The organism is Duganella sp. GW821-FHT01E12 (assembly GCF_059422325.1).
This window is the reverse complement of sequence record NZ_JBWKWR010000001.1, coordinates 878,764-895,022: the sequence shown is the minus strand read 5'-3', so window position 1 is coordinate 895,022 and position 16,259 is coordinate 878,764. Positions and strand designations below refer to the sequence as shown.

Genomic DNA, 16,259 nt, shown 5'->3' with positions numbered 1-16,259 from the left:
TCTCATTATTCTTCCCTATGCGATCTTTGCTGCGCCCCGCCCCGCTGTTTGTCCTTGCCAGTTATCTGCTGCTGTCGCTGGTGCCCTGCGTGCCGCTGCTGCTGGGACGGCAGGTGCCGGAACTGGGCCACATCCTGCTGGTCGAGCTGCTGGCCTGGGTCGCGGTGTGGGGCGTGCTGCAGCGCCCGGCCTGGTTCCACTGGCTGCTGATCCCGGCCTTCCTGGCGCTGCCCACCGAGATCTACCTGTTCATCTACTACGGCCAGGGCATCTCCACCCACCACCTGGGCATCATCGCCGAGACCAGCCCCAGGGAGGCGATGGAATTCCTCGGCCGCAAAGTGTGGCTGATGGGCGCGGTGATGCTGGCCGTGATCGCCTGGTGGATCGCGGTGCAGGTGGCCGCGCGCCGCAGCCCCATGCTGGCCTGGCGCGGCAAGTCGCGCTGGATCGCGCTGCTGATCTTGGCGGCCATCACCGCGCTGTGGCTCTACGGCTGGGAGTTCGGCGTGCGCGCCAAGCCGGCGCAGAAGGCCGTCCCCGCTGGCGCGTCCAAGCCGGCCAGCGCCGGGCCGGCCGGCTCGGCGCCGGGTTCGGCCATCGGTTCGGCGACCGGCTCGGCGCCCAGCCAGGCCGGCGTCACCGCCTCGGTTGACGCCAGCGATGCCCCGGGCAGCGACGACGCCTCCGCCGAGGAAGAGGAAGACGCCGAAGAGGACAGCTCGCCCGAGCACGCCGCCATTGCCGGCGCCGGCCGCAGCGGCTGGACGCTGGCGCAGCTGCCCTGGTGGATGCGCTCGCCGCTGGGCTTCGACGACTTCGCCTCGTCGTGGCCGTTCGGCCTGAGCGCGCGCGGCGTCGACTTTTACAAGGAGCGCGCATACCTGGCCGACCTGGGCCGGCGCAGCAGCAGCTTCACCTTCAAGGCGCACCAGCCGCAAAAGAACGACACGCCGGAAATCGTCATCATGGTGATCGGCGAATCGTCGCGCTACGACCGCTGGGGCATCAACGGCTACGCGCGCGACACCACCCCGCTGCTCAAGCAGGAAGCCAACCTGGTCACGCTGCCGGACGTGATCACGGCGGTGTCGGCCACGCGGCTGTCGGTGCCGGTGATCATCTCGCGCAAGCCTTCGATGCAGAGCCTGAAGGACGGCTTCTCGGAAAAGTCCTTCCTGACCGCCTATAAGGAAGCCGGCTTCAAGACCTGGTGGCTGTCCAACCAGATCTCGTTCGGCCAGTTCGACACGCCGGTGTCGGTGTTCGCCAAGGAGGCGGACGTAATCCAGTTCATGAACCTGGGCGGCTTCACCAACAACTCCAACTTCGACCAGATCCTGTTGGAGCCGCTGCAGCACGCCATCGCCGACCCGGCGCCGAAAAAGCTGATCGTGCTGCACACGCTGGGCAACCACTGGAACTACAGCCAGCGCTACCCGAAGGCCTTCGACAAATGGCAGCCGTCGCTGTTCGGCGTCGACAAGCCGGTCTACACCGACACCAAGATCAAGCCGCAGCTCAACAACAGCTACGACAACTCCATACTCTACACCGACTGGTTCCTGTCGCAGGTGATCCGCCAGCTGAAGGACACGCAGCAGCTGGGCGCCATGGTCTACGTGGCCGACCACGGCCAGACGCTGTACGACAACAGCTGCAACCTCGCCTTCCACGGCCACAACACGCAGTTCGAATTCCACGTGCCGGCGATGGTGTGGTACTCGGACGAATACAAGGACCGCTACCCCGAGAAGGTCAAGCAGCTGGTGCGCCACCGCAAGGCGCGGCTGGCGACGGAGAACATCTTCCACACGCTGCTGGACCTGGGCGACATCGCGTACGACGACGAGCGGCTGGAGTGGAGCTTCGTCAACAAACAGTTCAAGCAGCACAAGCGCTACGTCGACAGCTACGGCTGGAGCAACTACGACAACGCCAGCTTCAAGGGCGACTGCCGCGAGGTGATCGACAAGGGCAAGCCGCTGAAGCAGGAGAAGTGATGGGCCGGCGCCGGCCTGATCATCGCGGGCGATGAAAAAACCGGCGCGGACGTGGCGTGCCGGTTGAAATTCAAGAGCCCCCACGCGTGGTAACTCAGAATTGACCTGACAAGCGTTGTTAGATGGGTTACAGTTTTCTCCAAGGTGCATGGCCCCGGAACCAGGGAAGATATCTTGTTTGGCGCTGCTGGATGATCGACTTATGGAACAGACAGTTCAAAGTGAAGAGTTCATCAGGTTGAATTTTCCCAGGCTGGCCGCTGCGTTGGAATACATGCCGGTCGGGGTCACCATCGTCGACAGCGACTTGACCATCCGCTTTTGGAATCCCGCCTTCTGTCAATTGCAGGGGTTTCCGGTCGAGGTGATGCATCCCGGCGTCACCATGGCCGAAGTGTTCCGTTACATCGCCCTGCGCGGTGACTATGGCCCGGACGATGTCGACCAGCTGGTGGCCGCCCGGGTGGAACTGTGCCTGAAGTTCCAGCCCCACAATTTCACCCGGGCCAGGGTCGATGGCGTGGTGCTGAACATCATCGGCCGCCCCATCTTTGGCGTGGACGGCGCGATCAGCGGTTTCGTCACTATCTATCACGATGTCACCTCCGAACGGCACTACGAGGAACAGCTCGAGGCCAAGAACAAGGAACTGCAGCAGGCCAAGCAACTGGCCGAGGCGGCCAGCATGGCCAAGGGGCAGTTCCTGTCGAATATGAGCCACGAAATCCGCACGCCGCTGAACTGCGTCATCGGCATGGCCCACCTGGCGCTGAAGACCGAGCTGGACCCGCGCCAGCGCGACTACCTGGAAAAAATCCGCTTCGCCGGCGAGCACCTGCTGGGCATCGTCGACGACATCCTCGACATCTCCAAGATCGAAGCCGGCAAGATGGATATCCAGCACGTCGCCTTCTCGCTCGACCAAGTGGTGCAAACGCTGACCACGGTGGTGGCGCCGAAGGCGGCCACCCGCAACCTGGAACTGGTGTTCGACCTCGACCCCACCCTGCCGCCGGTGCTGGTGGGCGATCCGCTGCGGCTGGGGCAGGTGCTGATCAACTACGCCAACAACGCCATCAAGTTCAGCGAGCAAGGCCGGATCGAGATCCGCGTGCGCAAGATGGTCGGCGACGCCAACGATTGCCTGGTGCGTTTCGAAGTGAGCGACCAGGGCATCGGCCTGTCCAAAGCGGAAATGGCCAAGTTATTTGTCTCGTTCCAGCAAGCCGACACCTCGACCACGCGCGAATTCGGCGGCACCGGCCTCGGCTTGGCCATCTGCAAGGAACTGGCCCAGCTGATGGGCGGCGATGTCGGCGTCCACAGCCAGCCAGGGGTGGGCAGCACCTTCTGGTTCACCGCCCTGCTCGGCGTGTCGTACCAGACCGTGCCCGCGCTCATCAGCCAGATCGGCGACGCCGCCGGCGAGCTGCTGGCCAGCGCCCACACCTCGGCCCTGATGGCGACGCTGAGGGCGGCCCGCATCCTGCTAGTCGAGGACAATATCTTCAACCAGCAGATCGCCCAGGAAATGCTGGAGGAGGCCGGCGTCACGGTCAGCCTCGCCAGCAACGGCGCCGACGCGCTGGAACAGATGCGCAAGTCCGAATTCGACTGCGTTTTGATGGACTTGCAAATGCCGCTCATGGATGGGCTGGAAGCGACCCGCCTGATCCGCGCCGATCCGCAACTGACCCATATCCCGGTGTTGGCGATGACCGCCACCGCCACCACCGAAGCACGGATGCGCTGCATCGACGCCGGCATGAACGGCTTCATTTCCAAGCCGGTCCAGCCGGCCCTGATGTACCAGACCGTGGCCAACTGGCTGCCGCCGCGCGCGGCGACGGGCGAGCCGCGGCGGCCGCCGTTGCCGCAGCCGGCCTTCGCGCCCACGGCCGGCGCCGACCCGGCCGTGCTGGACTTGTCGGTGCTGGCCACGCTGCTCGGCTACGATCCGCTGAAGGTGCGCAAATTCGCCTTTAAATTCCTGCTCAGTTCGCAGGAGGGGGTGCGCGACATCGAGGCTGCGCTGGCGCGCGGCGAGGTGCAGCGGGTGCGCGAACTGGGCCACCGCATCAAATCGGCGGCGCGCAGTGTCGGCGCTTTCCGCATGGCCGACCTGTGCCAGGATCTGGAGCACCTGGCGCAGGCCGAGGCGGCCAGCGAGGTGGCGGACGCCCTCCCCATCGTCGCGCAGCTGAAAGACGTGTTGCAACAAGTGTCGCAGCAAGTCATGTTGAACACCGTCTGTGCCGCCGGCGATTAAGCCGGTTTGTGCACCATCAGCCAATAAACCACCAGCAAACCGGCGAAGGCCGGGAAGCCCAGCGCGGTCCAGATTTTCTCGTAGCGCCAGTAGCGCGCCGGCAGCGCCTCGCCGCTGTGGGCGGCGGCCAGCGCCATGTCGCGCATCCGCAATTGCAACCAGACCACCGGCAGCCAGCAGGCGCCGGCCAAAACGTACAACGCTATCGACCAGACTATCCATGTCGAGGCAAACGGGAAACCTGCCAGGTGTATCATCCACAGGCCCGACAGCGGCTGAATAATGACGGCCGGCGTGGTGAACCACCAGTCGGCTTTGGCCACCAGCCGCGTCACCACCGCCATGGCCTGCACATTGCCGCTGCGATTAACAAAAAACATGTAGAACGCCGTGCCGAAGCCGGTGCCGAACATCAGCGTGGCCGACAGGATGTGCAGCCATTTGATCGCCAGGTAGTCCATTATTTACTCACTCTCCACATCAGGAACATCAACGCCAGCAAGGGCAAGTTCTTGCTCAGCGGGCCGAACGGATGCAGCCAGAACCGCGGCAGGCAAACGCTCATGATGACGGTGTAGCCGCCGGCCAGCGCCAGCTGCGCCGCCCATAGCCAGCGGCGCGGACACAGCAACAGCAGCACGCCCATGCCCGCATCCATGGCGCTGGCCGCCAGCAGCATCGGCTCCTGCAAGCCGGCCGGCACGCCGCAGGCCGCCAGCCACGCCCGGCTGTCGGCATGCGGCCAGCCGAACCACGAGACCCATGCGGTGATCAGCCACAGCAGGGCAACCACGCACGTCAGCAGCGGCTCGGCCCACGACCACGCGGCGGCAATGCGCAGCGCCGGCCGCGTGAAGCGCACCGGATCGCGCAGCGCGCGGCCCAGCATGCCGCCAACGGGACCGGCATCCGCGGTGTTGCCGCCGTCGGCGCTCAGCTCCAGCATCCGCAGCGATTCCGGCGTCAACGCGCTCGATGGCATCCGCGCCGCCAAGCGCGCGGCCAGGCGCGCCATCGGCAGCGGCAGGTCCAGCACCAGCGACGGCGGCGCCCGCATGCCCGTGCGCAGCGCATCGAGATAGCCGGCCATCGTCATCGCGCGCGGGCCGACCGCCGCCAGCTCGCGCGGCACCGCTCCCGCCGTCGTCACCAGCTGGCATACCGCCTCCGCCAGGTCGTCAACGTGGATCGGCTGCACCTTGGCCTCGTGCGCCATCGGCAGCAGCAACGCCGGCAGCGTGGCCAGCATGCGGAACATCACGCTGCTGGCGCCCTCCTCGCCATACACCAGCGACGGCCGGACGACGGTGGCGCTGAGCGCACGCGCCAGCAGATCGGCATCCGCCGCTCCCTTGCTGCGCCAGTAGGCGGTGGCCGCGTCGGGATGGCTGCCGAGCGCCGACACCTGCACCACGCGCCGCACGCCGGCACGCTCGCAAGCCGCGAACAGCGCCACCGGCGCGGCGCGGTGCAGGCGATCGAAATCGCCGGCGTCCACTTCGCGGATGATGCCGACGCAATTAACCACCGCATCCACACCGGCCAGCAACGGCAACCAGTCGTCTTCATCGACCATGCGGCCGAAGTCCATTTCGATCCAGTCTTCGCGGCGCTCATCGGCCGGACGGCGGCGGCTGGCGCCGATCACGGTACAGCCGGCGGCGCGCAAGGCCTGCAGGACATGGCTGCCAATCAGTCCTGTCGCTCCCGGTATCAATATTTTCATGTGTGTTCCGTCGCTCATACGAGGCTGCGCAGCGCGCCTTCCAGTTGCGGATGGCGGAACGCGTAGCCGCCGGCCAGCAGCCGCGCGGGTGCGACCCGCTGGCCTTCCAGCAGCAAGTCCGCTTGTTCGCCCAGCATCAGCCGCATCGGCCAGCCCGGCGTGGGGAAGCCGTACGGGCGGCGCAGCACACCCGCCGCCACGCGGTTGAACTGCGCCTGCGTAAGGTTCTCCGGCGCGGTGAAGTTGAAGGCGCCCGACTCGCCCGAGCGGCACAGGTGGGCGATGCCGCCGATCACGTCGTCGACATGGATCCACGACAGCCATTGCGTGCCGCCACCCAGCGGCCCGCCCAGCCCCAGCTTGATCGGCAACAGCATCATCGGCAGCGCGCCCTGCGTGCCCAGCACCAGCCCGAAACGCGTGCACGCCACGCGCACGCCGTGAGCCGCCGCGCCTTGCGCCGCCTGCTCCCATTCGCGGCACAGGTCGGACATGAACATGGGCTGCGGGCCGTCGCCCTCCATCAGCACGGTGGCGTCGCCGCGCCGCTGCGTGCCGTAGTAGCCGACGGCGGAGGCCGATATCAACTGCGCCGGCTTGTGCTCGGCCGCAGCGATCCAGGCCACCAGATTATTCGTCAGCGCCACACGGCTGGCGCGCAGCGCGGCGCGGCGGGCGGCGGTCCAGCGCCAGCCCAGGATGCGCGCTCCGGCCAGGTTGATCACGACATCGATGCGGCGCGACGCCGGCAGGTTCGTCATGCTGTCCACGCAATCGACGCGGCCGTCGAACAGCCATGCGGCTTGCCGCGGCTGGCGGGTCAGCACCGTCACGCGATGGCCGTCGCGCAGCAGGGCGCGCACCAGGCGCTGGCCGATAAAGCCGGTGGCGCCGGTCACCAGGAAGCTGCGCTGCGGCGCGCCGAAACCCGGTTCCGGCGCGCCGCCGTCGCGCTGCGCCAGCTTGCCGATGGCCCGCGCGGCAAAGGCGTCGCGCACGCCGGACAAGCCCACGCCCACGCCGCACAGCGCCAGGAACACGCTCAAGCCGCCGTGCGGTTGCCAGGCCAGCGCGGTCGGCATGGCCCACCATGCGGGCGTGTTCAGCGCCAGCAGCGCGATGAAGGCGCCGCCGTTCATCGCCAGCACCGTGTGGGTGACGCGCTCGGTCGCCGGCAGCAGGCGGGTGCGGTCCTCCACCACGAAGTCCCACAAGGTCAGCACGATCTCGACCGAGAACACGGCCAGCAGCAGCGGCGCCCACGCGCCGTGAAACGCCCAGCCGGCAAGGCCGATGAACAGGGCGCTGTAGATCAGCGCGCGCACGGCGTGAATGGACAGCTCGCGCCGGGCCGAGGCGCGGCCGGGCAGCGCCTCGGTCAGCTCGTGGTGGTACAGGGTGTCGAACGCGCCGAGGCAGCCCTGGAAGGCCATCAACTGCAAGGCCAGCAGGTGGGTGTTCATGCCGCCACCTCGCGGAACACGCCGGCCTGCGTGAAGGTGGTGCCGAACAGCGCGTGCCGGATCTCGATGCGGATGTCGAACTGGTTGGCGCTGTTGTTGCGGTGGCAGAGGAAGGTCTTGCCCGGCGTGAGCACGTCCGGCAGCGGTATGCGCACGCCCAGCACTTGCCAGAAATAGCCGTCGCTTTCGAAGTGCAGGTTGCCGTCGCGGACGTCCAGCAACAGCTTCATGCCCAGGCCCATGCCGACGTATTCGAGCACTTCGCCTTTGCTGCTCTCGGCCATGAAGGAGGTGAACATGACCGGCTTGCGGCCATTGAGCCGGTAGATGCGCTGCTTGAAGATCGCCGCGCAATCGGGCTTGGAATAGACCTGGATATCGACCGGGAAATCGGCGTCGTTGTAGGGCATCAGCGCGCCCTGGATCAGCGGCATGGTCAGGTAGCCCAGCAGCCGGCCAATCCGCGAGCAGGTCAGCTCCGACAGGCTGCCGCGGTAGTTGAGCGGCTTGCCCGGCAGCGGATTCTTGTCGAAGCGTGCCTGGATGTCGGGATGCAGCCGGCGCCATTCCGGCCCCAGGATTTTCTTGAACAGTTCACCTTCGGAAGGGATCTTCATGGCACAGCCTTGTCAGTGTTTTCTGCAAAGACAGAAATATCGCGTGAAAAAAAAGGTCAGTCTCCGCCCAGCAGCCGCGCCACTTTGCCGCCCATCTTCAGGAAGCGCTGCATGGTGGCGGGCGGCAGGTGCTTGTAGTCGCCGTAGGTGGCGGTCAGCATTTCGAGGAAGTCCAGCACCTGGTCCATCTTGACCTTGGTGGCCTGCTCCAGCGCCGCATCGTTTTCAGCCTCGGCCGCGCATTCGCGCAGCACGGCCAGCGTGGGGTCGATCTCGCGCTTCTTGCGCTCCTCGACGATGACGCGGAAGATTTCCCACACGTCCTGCAGGGCGACGAAGTGGTCGCGGCGGTCGCCGGCCACATGGCTGATGCGCACCAGTCCCCAGCTCTGCAACTCCTTCAGGCTGTTGCTGACGTTGGAGCGCGCCACGCCCAGCGTGTCGGCGATCTCCTCGGCCGGCAGCGGCCGGTTGGACAGGAACAGCAGCGCGTGGATCTGCGCCACCGTGCGGTTGACGCCCCAGCGCGTGCCCATCTCCCCCCAGTGCAGGATGTATTTCTGGATGGTCGGCGCGAGTGTCATGGAATTTCCTTAATTTCTGTCATTACAGAAATCATAGGCCAAATTTTCTAAGAAATCAACTCCGTGGCCGGCTTACCTGGGCCCGGCCACGGATGACATCCTCTGCTTAGGCGAGGACGATGTGCTGCACTTCGTGGGACTGCACGCCGACCAGTTGAACCGGCAGGGCGTCCGTGACTTTTTGCATCAGGTGCTGCAGATCGGCGCCGGTGGCGGCATCGCCGATTTGCATGATCACGTCCGAGGTCGGGGTGTGCTCCACCAGGGCGCCGTAGAATTTCACGCCCCAGTTGGTCAGCTCCGCTGCGGTGGCATGGCGGTCAAACATGTTCATGAAGGCGTGGTCGACGCTGGTCGGAACACCGCTGCTCCAGGTCTGGGTGAAGGCGGCCTTGTACTCAGCCGAGTTCTCCATGCTGTGAGCGATCTGGGTAATGGTGGCGCCGTTATTGGCTATGTTGCTCCAGAACTGCAGGCCGGCTGTCTCGGCGGGACGATTAAAGAATTCAATGTACAGCTTCTCGATTTCGAAAGTCGTGGACGACATCTTATTGCTCCAAAAAGTGCGGTGGAATTTAATTCTTGAAAATCAACTCCGTGGCCGGCTTATCAGGACCCGGCCACGGATGCCAGCCTCTGCTTAGGCGAGGACGACGTGTTGTACGTCGTGGGACTGCACGCCGACCAGTTGAACCGGCAGGGCGTTGGTGACTTTTTGCATCAGGTGCTGCAGATCGGCGCCGGTGGCGGCATCGGCGATTTGCATGATCACGTCCGAGGTCGGGGTGTGATTGACCAGGGCGTCCATGAATTTGTAGCCCCAGGCATCCAGCTGTTGCATGCTGGCGTGGTGGTCAAACATGTTCATGAAAGCGTTATCGACGCTGGCATCCACCCCGTAGGACCACTGGTTCGTGAAGTGCGTTTGGTACTCGACCGAGTTTTCCATCGCATGCGCGATCTGGGTGATGGTGGCGCCGTTATTGGCCGCGTTGCTCCAGAACTGCAGCCCGCCTGCGTCAGCAGGACGATTAAAGAATTCAATGTACAGCTTTTCAATTTCAAAAGTCGTAGACGACATCGTATTGCCCTCAAAAAGTGTGGTTGAGTTTAAATGGCACTGCATACATCAGCATCTTCTCAAGATGCTAATTTTTACTTATATGCAATTCAAATATACTAACCTTACTTTTTATTTAACTCAACAAAAATGTTGCATGGGGTCATCTGCCCATAGAACGCTGGCGGCGGGCTGCCGCAGCTGCGGGCTGTGCGCCTGCGCGCTCAGCCAGTCGAACACGCGGCCGGCCTTCAGCGAGATGGCGTGGTCGAATCCGCGCGCCGCCAGCAGGGCGATGCCATTCGTATCGGCCAGCACGCCCGGCGCCACCCGCAGGCCCTCGCCCACGCGGCTGACGCACCACGGCGTCAGGCGATCCGCCAGCAGCGGCGCCAGCACCAGGTTGTGCGAGGAGACGATCACCGTGCCCTGCTGCGACAGCGTGTGCAGCACCGCCGCCGCCGCCGAGATCGATTCCAGGTGGTTGGTGCCGCGGAAGATCTCGTCGATGATGAACACGGCCGGCGCGCATTCGGCCAGCGCCAGCAGCTCGCGCGCCCGGCGCAGCTCGGCGATGTACAGGCTCTCGCCGCCCTCGAGCGCGTCCTCGCTCTGCATGCTGGAGTACACCGGCAGCTGCGGCGTGACCGCCCGCTCGGCGTAGCAGAAGCCGAAGGCGCGCGCGACGATCAGGTTCAGGCCCACCGTGCGCAGCAGCGTGCTCTTGCCGATGCCGTTCTGCCCCGAGATGAAGGCGCCCTGCCCCGCCAGCGTGAACGACAGCGGCTCGGCCCGTTCCAGCAGCGGATGCACCACCCGCTCCAGCGCGACGTCGCCGCCCTGCTGCGCCCAGCAGTGGCGCGGGGTCTGCGCCAGGTGCCGCGCCAGCGCCAGGTCGGCCTCCAGCGCCGCCACGCGCTGGAAGCTGGCGCGCAGGAACTCCAGCCGGGCGCGCACCGCGTCGCGGCTGGCGAAGTAGTGGCGCACGTTCATCAGCCACAGCCAGTCGCGGTACTCGCGCACGCCGGGCAGGTTGCCGGCCGCCGACTGGCTGAGCTGGCGATTGAGCTTGCCTGCCTGCGCGGCGTCGTCGCGCAGGCAGGCCGTCAGCGGATCGTCCAGCGCGGCCAGCAGGCTGTGGCTGCGCAGCAGCTGCTGCAGCGTGGCGCGGACGCGGTCCCATTCCTCGATCGCCTCGTGGTAGCGCACCTGCACCGCCATCAGCGCCAGCCACAGCGTCACGACCACGCCCCACAGCGCCACCACGCCGGTGGCCAGCGCCAGCACCACCGTCAGCAACAGCGCCGGCGGCAGCCACGGCAGCAGCGCCACCCAGCGCGGCGATGGCGCCGGCGCGGCGCCGAACAGGGTGGCGCTGACCTCGCGGTCGGCGCGGCGCAGGCCGGTGCAAGCCGTGTGCAGGCGCTGCCGCTGTCCGGCGTCCTGCGCCAGTGTCCGCACCCGGACGGCGGACGCCGCCCCGCCGCCGCCGTCCGCGTGCAGGCGCCGGTGCAGCTCCTGCTGGCCGAAGATGCTGGTCTCGCGCGCCAGTTGCGCGCTGTATTGCGGCAGCAGCATGTCGTCCCAGGTCTGGTCGTCCAGCACGCTGGCGTCGGCGTGGGCGGTGCGCCGGTACAGCGCGACGTCGCTGGCGACAAAGGGGTAATCGGCTACCGGCGCTTCGGCGGGCAGCAGGATGCGGCTCAGGCGGTCAAACAGGGTCATGTGGAACTCGGTTGGGGGCGACAGCGCCACACATGGTCACGCTTGCCGTTTTATCAAGCGCGGCCGGACACGGCGGACGACCGGACAGGCGGGCGGACAGCGGACGGCGTGCGACATTGTCAATCAAATCAATCACTTAACCACTGGCACGGTTTCTGCATAACGTTGCCTGTCTCTACACTTTTACACGATCATGATACGCGACACCTCCAATCAAGACGCCGTCATCGCCGCCCCCAAGGGGCAAGCCACCAAGCGCCGCCTGCTGATCGCGGTCGGCGCCGTGGCCGTGGCGGCGGCGGCCTATTCCGTGCTCCACGCGTGGCGCGGCAGCGACCACTCGGTCAATATGTCGCGCCTGCGCATCGCCGAGGTGGGCCGCGGCACGCTGATCCGCGACGCCGCCGTCAACGGCCGCATCGTCGCCGCCATCAGCCCGACGCTGTACTCGGCCTCGCCGGCCACGGTGACGCTGAAGGCGGCCGCCGGCGACACGGTCAAGAAGGGCGACATCCTGGCGGTGCTGGAATCGCCCGACCTGACCGACGCGCTCAAGCGCGAGCAGTCCAGCTATCTGCAACTGGAGGCCGAGGTGGCGCGCCAGCAGATCCTGGCCCGCAAGCAGAAGCTGCTGGCCCGGCGCGACGCCGACACCGCCGAGATCGAGCGCGTCTCCGCGCTGCGCACGCTGGAGCGCTACAACGCCGTCTCCAACGAGGGCATCATCGCCAAGATCGAATACCAGAAGGCCAAGGACGCGCTGAACTCGGCCGAGATCCGCGCCAAGCACGCCGGCCAGGCGGCCGAGCTGGAAAGCGACAACGTGGCGCTGGAACTGAAGACCAAGATCAACGAGCTGGACCGCCAACGCCTGTCGCTGGCCAACGCCCAGCGCCGCGTCGACGAGCTCACCGTGCGCGCGCCGGTGGACGGCTTCATCGGCACGCTGTCGGTGGCCAACCGCAGCGTGGTGCCGGCCAACGCGCCCTTGATGACGCTGGTCGACCTGTCGCGCCTGGAGGTCGAGCTGGAGGTGCCGGAGACCTATGTGTCCGACATCGGCCTGGGCATGAACGCCGAGGTCAACTTCGGCACCGGCACCGGCACCGCCAACGCCAAGCTGTCGGCGCTGTCGCCGGAGGTGGTCAAGAACCAGGTGCTGGCGCGGGTGCGCTTCACCGCCGCCCAGCCGGCCGGCCTGCGCCAGAACCAGCGCGTCACCGCCCGCCTGCTGATCGACGAAAAACCCAACACGCTGATGCTGCAGCGCGGCCCGTTCGTCGAGTCCGAGGGCGGCCGCTACGCTTATGTCGTCCGCGACGGCATCGCCATCCGCACCCCGATCAAGATGGGCGCCACCAGCGTCTCCGCGGTGGAAGTCCTGGGCGGTTTGAAACAGGGCGACAAGGTCGTCATCTCCGGCACCGAAACCTTCGAGAACGCCGAGCGCGTCTCGATCAATCCCTAATTTTTCTGAAGAGGCCCTCCATGCTGCGCATGCAAAACCTGAGCAAAGTCTACCGCACCCACATGATCGAAACCCACGCGCTGCGCGGCTTCGAGATCAACGTCAAGCAGGGCGAGTTCGTCACCGTGACCGGCCCCTCCGGCTCCGGCAAGACCAGCTTCCTCAACATCGCCGGCCTGCTCGAGGAGTTCACCGACGGCGAGTACATCCTCGACGGCATCAACGTCAAGGGCATGGACGACAACGCCCGCTCGCGCCTGCGCAACGAGAAGCTGGGCTTCATCTTCCAGGGCTTCAACCTGATCCCCGACCTGTCGCTGTTCGACAATGTCGATGTGCCGCTGCGCTACCGCGGCTTCAACGCGGCCGAGCGCAAGGAGCGCATCGAGGACGCGCTGTCCAAGGTCGGGCTGGCCTCGCGCATGAAGCACTATCCGGCCGAGCTGTCGGGCGGGCAACAGCAGCGGGTGGCGATCGCGCGCGCGCTGGCCGGCTCGCCCAAGCTGCTGCTGGCCGACGAGCCGACCGGCAACCTCGACACCCAGATGGCGCGCGGCGTGATGGAGCTGCTGGAGGAGATCAACGCCCAGGGCACGACCATCCTGATGGTGACCCACGACCCGGAGCTGGCGGTGCGCTCGCAGCGCAACGTCCACATCATCGACGGCCAGGTGTCGGACCTGGTGCGCAAGGCGCCGACCTTGTTCGATGCGAACTCCCACGCCAACGCCGACGGCAAAACCCATGTCGCATAAGGAGCGCCGCATGTTCCACTACTACTTCCTGCTGGGCCTGCGCAGCCTGCGCCGCAACCCGGCCCTGACCGCGCTGATGGTGCTGACCCTGGCCGTCGGCGTGGCCGCCAGCGTGGCCACGCTGACCATCCTGCACGTGATGTCGGGCGACCCGATCCCGTCCAAGAGCGACCGCCTGTTCGTGCCGCTGGTCGACAACGGCCCGGTCGAAGGCTACAAGCCGGGCGACGCGCCCGGCGACCGCCAGCTCAGCTACCGCGACGCCGTCAACCTGGTCAACAGCAAGGTCGGCGAGCGCCGCACCGCGATCTACGGCATCGCCGTGCCGGTCGAGCCGCAGCGCAAGGATGTCGGCGTGTTCACCGCGCACGGCCTGGCGCCGTACGGCGACTTCTTCAACATGTTCGAGGCGCCCTTCCTGCACGGCCAGGGCTGGAGCCCGGCCGACGACAAGGCCGGCGCCGACGTCGTCGTACTGAGCCGCAGGCTGGCGGAAAAACTGTACGGCAGCACCGACCCGGTCGGCCAGCGCATGACGCTGGCCGGCCTGCAGTACCAGATCGTCGGCGTGCTCGACGCCTGGAACGTGGTGCCGCGCTTCCACCGCATCCTCGGCAGCCCGGACGGCGCCTTCAGCGAGGAGGACGAGCTGTACATTCCGTTCACCAGCGCCATCCGCCACGAGATGCAGCGCAACGGCAGCACCACCTGCAACGAGGACGTGGCGCCCGGCTTCCAGGCCTTCATCGACTCGGAGTGCACCTGGATCCAGGGCTGGATCGAGACCCGCGGCGCCGGCGACCGCGCCGAGCTGCAGAGCTTCCTCGACAGCTACGCCATCGAGCAGCGCAAGCTGGGCCGGCTCAAGCGCAATGCCCCCAACAAGCTGTACGACGTGCGCGAGTGGCTGGACTACATGAAGGTGGTCGGCAACGACAACAAGCTGTCGGCCTGGCTGGCGTTCGGCTTCCTGGTGCTGTGCCTGGTCAACACGATAGGCCTGCTGCTGGCCAAGTTCTCGGTGCGCGCCGCCGAGGTCGGCATCCGCCGCGCGCTGGGCGCCTCGCGCCGCGAGATCTTCCACCAGTTCCTGATCGAGACCACGGTGGTCGGCCTGGTCGGCGGCGCGCTCGGTCTGGTGCTGGCCTTCGGCGCGCTGGCGCTGATCGCCATGCAGTCGAAGGCGCTGACGGTGGTGGCCCACATGGACTGGATCATGCTGGTGACCACCTTCGCGCTGGCGGTGCTGGCGGCCGTGCTGGCCGGCCTGCTGCCGACCTGGCGCGCCTGCCAGGTCACGCCGGCGCTGCAACTCAAATCTCAATAACGGAGCCGCACCATGGAAATCCGCCCCATCCTTTCCGCGCTGTTGCGCAACAAGACCGGCCCGGTGCTGGTCGCCGTCCAGGTCGCGCTGAGCCTGGCGATCCTGGCCAACGCGCTGCACATCGTGCAGGTGCGCCAGGCCGTGTCGGCCCGCACCAGCGGCCTGGAACGCGAGCAGGACGTGTTCGCCCTGCAGATCCGCCACCTGAAGAACGGCGGCCACCAGGACCAGCTGGCGGTGCAGCACCGCGAGACGGCGCTGATGCGCGCCGTGCCTGGCGTGCTGTCGGTGGCCATGGTCTCGCAGATGCCGCTGTCGCGCTCGGGCAACTACACCGGCCTGGCCCTGGACCGCAAGCAGGTCAAATCGACCGTGCAATCGACCACCTACTACGGTCCCGATTCGCTGATACAGACCTGGGGCTTGCACCTGGTCGAGGGGCGCGATTTCCTGCCGGGCGAAATCCCGGAGATCGACCAGAACACCAGCGATGAAATGCCCAAGGTGGTCATCGTCAGCCGCAAGCTGGCCGAGAAGATGTGGCCGGGCCAGGCCAGCGTGATCGGCAAGACCGTCTACTTCGGCACCGGCGAGAAGGCCAAGGACGCGCGCGTGGTCGGCGTGGTCGACCAGTTGCAGACACCCAGCGCCCAGATCGACGAAACCGGCGAGTTCTCCACGCTGGTGCCGGTGCGCCTGACCGGCGACGACGCCGACGGCTACACGCTGCGCGCCGAGCCGGGCCAGCTGGACCGCGTGATCAAGGAGGCCGAGGCGGCGCTGCGCGCCGCCTCGCCGACCCCAATCATCGTCAGGACCCGCACCATGGTCGACATGCGCACCAACCGCTACCGCGCCGACAAGGCGCTGGCCTGGATGCTGGTGACGGTCAGCGTGCTGCTGCTGCTGATCACCGCCAGCGGCATCGTCGGCATGGCCAGCCTGTGGGTCACGCAGCGGCGCAAGCAGATCGGCGTGCGGCGCGCGCTGGGGGCGCGCCGGCTCGACATCCTGCGCTACTTCGTCACCGAGAACTTCATGATCACCAGCGTCGGCGTGGCGGCCGGCGTGCTGCTGGCGCTGGGCCTGAACCAGCTGCTGGTGAGCCAGCTGGAGATGGCGCGCCTGCCGGCCGGCTACCTGGTCGCCGGCGCCGCCGTGTTCTGGGCGCTGGGCGTGATCGCCGTGTACGGCCCGGCCTGGCGTGCGGCCAGCATCTCGCCGGCCACCGCCACCCGCAGCGCCTGACGATGTTGGCCGCA

The 16,259-nt window shown here is 66.6% G+C and carries 14 protein-coding genes; 6 read left to right on the top strand and 8 right to left on the bottom strand.

Annotated features, from left to right (window positions below):
• Positions 1-17 precede the first annotated feature (17 nt).
• Positions 18-2,003 carry a phosphoethanolamine transferase gene (locus AC07WS_RS03800; RefSeq protein ID WP_494727780.1) on the top strand — a complete coding sequence of 662 codons (1,986 nt, stop codon included), beginning with the start codon at positions 18-20 and terminating at the stop codon, positions 2,001-2,003.
• A 148-nt stretch (positions 2,004-2,151) separates the two neighbouring features.
• Positions 2,152-4,272, top strand: a complete 2,121-nt coding sequence (locus AC07WS_RS03795) for a response regulator (RefSeq protein WP_494727779.1) — start codon at positions 2,152-2,154, stop codon at positions 4,270-4,272.
• Here the strand turns inward: AC07WS_RS03795 and AC07WS_RS03790 are convergent.
• From AC07WS_RS03790 to AC07WS_RS03755, 8 genes are all read right to left on the bottom strand, one after another.
• Positions 4,269-4,733, bottom strand: coding sequence for a DUF2269 family protein (locus AC07WS_RS03790; RefSeq protein ID WP_494727778.1), 465 nt, complete (start codon positions 4,731-4,733; stop codon positions 4,269-4,271). The two genes, AC07WS_RS03795 and AC07WS_RS03790, sit on opposite strands and share 4 nt — an antisense overlap.
• Complete coding sequence (locus AC07WS_RS03785) at positions 4,733-5,998, bottom strand: SDR family oxidoreductase (RefSeq protein ID WP_494727777.1); 1,266 nt, start codon at positions 5,996-5,998, stop codon at positions 4,733-4,735. The genes AC07WS_RS03790 and AC07WS_RS03785 overlap by 1 nt, the downstream gene beginning before the upstream one ends.
• Before the next feature lie 14 nt (positions 5,999-6,012).
• Positions 6,013-7,461, bottom strand: a complete 1,449-nt coding sequence (locus AC07WS_RS03780; protein ID WP_494727776.1) for a TIGR01777 family oxidoreductase — start codon at positions 7,459-7,461, stop codon at positions 6,013-6,015.
• Positions 7,458-8,078 (bottom strand): DUF4166 domain-containing protein, encoded by a 621-nt coding sequence (locus AC07WS_RS03775; RefSeq protein ID WP_494727775.1) that lies wholly within the window; start codon positions 8,076-8,078, stop codon positions 7,458-7,460. The genes AC07WS_RS03780 and AC07WS_RS03775 overlap by 4 nt, the downstream gene beginning before the upstream one ends.
• 56 nt (positions 8,079-8,134) lie before the next feature.
• Positions 8,135-8,662, bottom strand: a complete 528-nt coding sequence (locus tag AC07WS_RS03770; RefSeq protein ID WP_494727774.1) for a GbsR/MarR family transcriptional regulator — start codon at positions 8,660-8,662, stop codon at positions 8,135-8,137.
• A gap of 106 nt (positions 8,663-8,768) precedes the next feature.
• Positions 8,769-9,209 carry a DUF4214 domain-containing protein gene (locus AC07WS_RS03765; RefSeq protein ID WP_494727773.1) on the bottom strand — a complete coding sequence of 147 codons (441 nt, stop codon included), beginning with the start codon at positions 9,207-9,209 and terminating at the stop codon, positions 8,769-8,771.
• A 93-nt stretch (positions 9,210-9,302) separates the two neighbouring features.
• Positions 9,303-9,743: a DUF4214 domain-containing protein gene (locus AC07WS_RS03760; protein WP_494727772.1), complete on the bottom strand. Its 441-nt coding sequence runs from the start codon at positions 9,741-9,743 to the stop codon at positions 9,303-9,305.
• 120 nt (positions 9,744-9,863) lie between these two features.
• Positions 9,864-11,447, bottom strand: coding sequence for a MutS-related protein (locus tag AC07WS_RS03755; RefSeq protein ID WP_494727771.1), 1,584 nt, complete (start codon positions 11,445-11,447; stop codon positions 9,864-9,866).
• A 193-nt stretch (positions 11,448-11,640) separates the two neighbouring features.
• Here AC07WS_RS03755 and AC07WS_RS03750 point away from each other — a divergent pair, with 193 nt between their 5' ends.
• The 4 genes from AC07WS_RS03750 to AC07WS_RS03735 are packed head-to-tail and all read left to right on the top strand — an operon-like array spanning position 11,641 to position 16,245.
• Positions 11,641-12,915 carry an efflux RND transporter periplasmic adaptor subunit gene (locus tag AC07WS_RS03750; protein ID WP_494727770.1) on the top strand — a complete coding sequence of 425 codons (1,275 nt, stop codon included), beginning with the start codon at positions 11,641-11,643 and terminating at the stop codon, positions 12,913-12,915.
• A 20-nt stretch (positions 12,916-12,935) separates the two neighbouring features.
• Positions 12,936-13,670 (top strand): ABC transporter ATP-binding protein, encoded by a 735-nt coding sequence (locus tag AC07WS_RS03745; protein ID WP_494727769.1) that lies wholly within the window; start codon positions 12,936-12,938, stop codon positions 13,668-13,670.
• Positions 13,671-13,680: 10 nt separating this feature from the next.
• Positions 13,681-14,997 (top strand): ABC transporter permease, encoded by a 1,317-nt coding sequence (locus AC07WS_RS03740; RefSeq protein WP_494728046.1) that lies wholly within the window; start codon positions 13,681-13,683, stop codon positions 14,995-14,997.
• Between the two features lie 12 nt (positions 14,998-15,009).
• Positions 15,010-16,245, top strand: a complete 1,236-nt coding sequence (locus AC07WS_RS03735; RefSeq protein ID WP_494727768.1) for an ABC transporter permease — start codon at positions 15,010-15,012, stop codon at positions 16,243-16,245.
• The last annotated feature ends 14 nt before the right edge of the window (positions 16,246-16,259 follow it).

Bases quoted from the DNA above. Each gene is read 5' to 3' on its own strand.
- AC07WS_RS03800 (WP_494727780.1), top strand. From the start codon at position 18: ATGCGATCTTTGCTGCGCCCCGCCCCGCTGTTTGTCCTTGCCAGTTAT.
- AC07WS_RS03795 (WP_494727779.1), top strand. From the start codon at position 2,152: ATGGCCCCGGAACCAGGGAAGATATCTTGTTTGGCGCTGCTGGATGAT.
- AC07WS_RS03790 (WP_494727778.1), bottom strand. From the start codon at position 4,733: ATGGACTACCTGGCGATCAAATGGCTGCACATCCTGTCGGCCACGCTG.
- AC07WS_RS03785 (WP_494727777.1), bottom strand. From the start codon at position 5,998: ATGAAAATATTGATACCGGGAGCGACAGGACTGATTGGCAGCCATGTC.
- AC07WS_RS03780 (WP_494727776.1), bottom strand. From the start codon at position 7,461: ATGAACACCCACCTGCTGGCCTTGCAGTTGATGGCCTTCCAGGGCTGC.
- AC07WS_RS03775 (WP_494727775.1), bottom strand. From the start codon at position 8,078: ATGAAGATCCCTTCCGAAGGTGAACTGTTCAAGAAAATCCTGGGGCCG.
- AC07WS_RS03770 (WP_494727774.1), bottom strand. From the start codon at position 8,662: ATGACACTCGCGCCGACCATCCAGAAATACATCCTGCACTGGGGGGAG.
- AC07WS_RS03765 (WP_494727773.1), bottom strand. From the start codon at position 9,209: ATGTCGTCCACGACTTTCGAAATCGAGAAGCTGTACATTGAATTCTTT.
- AC07WS_RS03760 (WP_494727772.1), bottom strand. From the start codon at position 9,743: ATGTCGTCTACGACTTTTGAAATTGAAAAGCTGTACATTGAATTCTTT.
- AC07WS_RS03755 (WP_494727771.1), bottom strand. From the start codon at position 11,447: ATGACCCTGTTTGACCGCCTGAGCCGCATCCTGCTGCCCGCCGAAGCG.
- AC07WS_RS03750 (WP_494727770.1), top strand. From the start codon at position 11,641: ATGATACGCGACACCTCCAATCAAGACGCCGTCATCGCCGCCCCCAAG.
- AC07WS_RS03745 (WP_494727769.1), top strand. From the start codon at position 12,936: ATGCTGCGCATGCAAAACCTGAGCAAAGTCTACCGCACCCACATGATC.
- AC07WS_RS03740 (WP_494728046.1), top strand. From the start codon at position 13,681: ATGTTCCACTACTACTTCCTGCTGGGCCTGCGCAGCCTGCGCCGCAAC.
- AC07WS_RS03735 (WP_494727768.1), top strand. From the start codon at position 15,010: ATGGAAATCCGCCCCATCCTTTCCGCGCTGTTGCGCAACAAGACCGGC.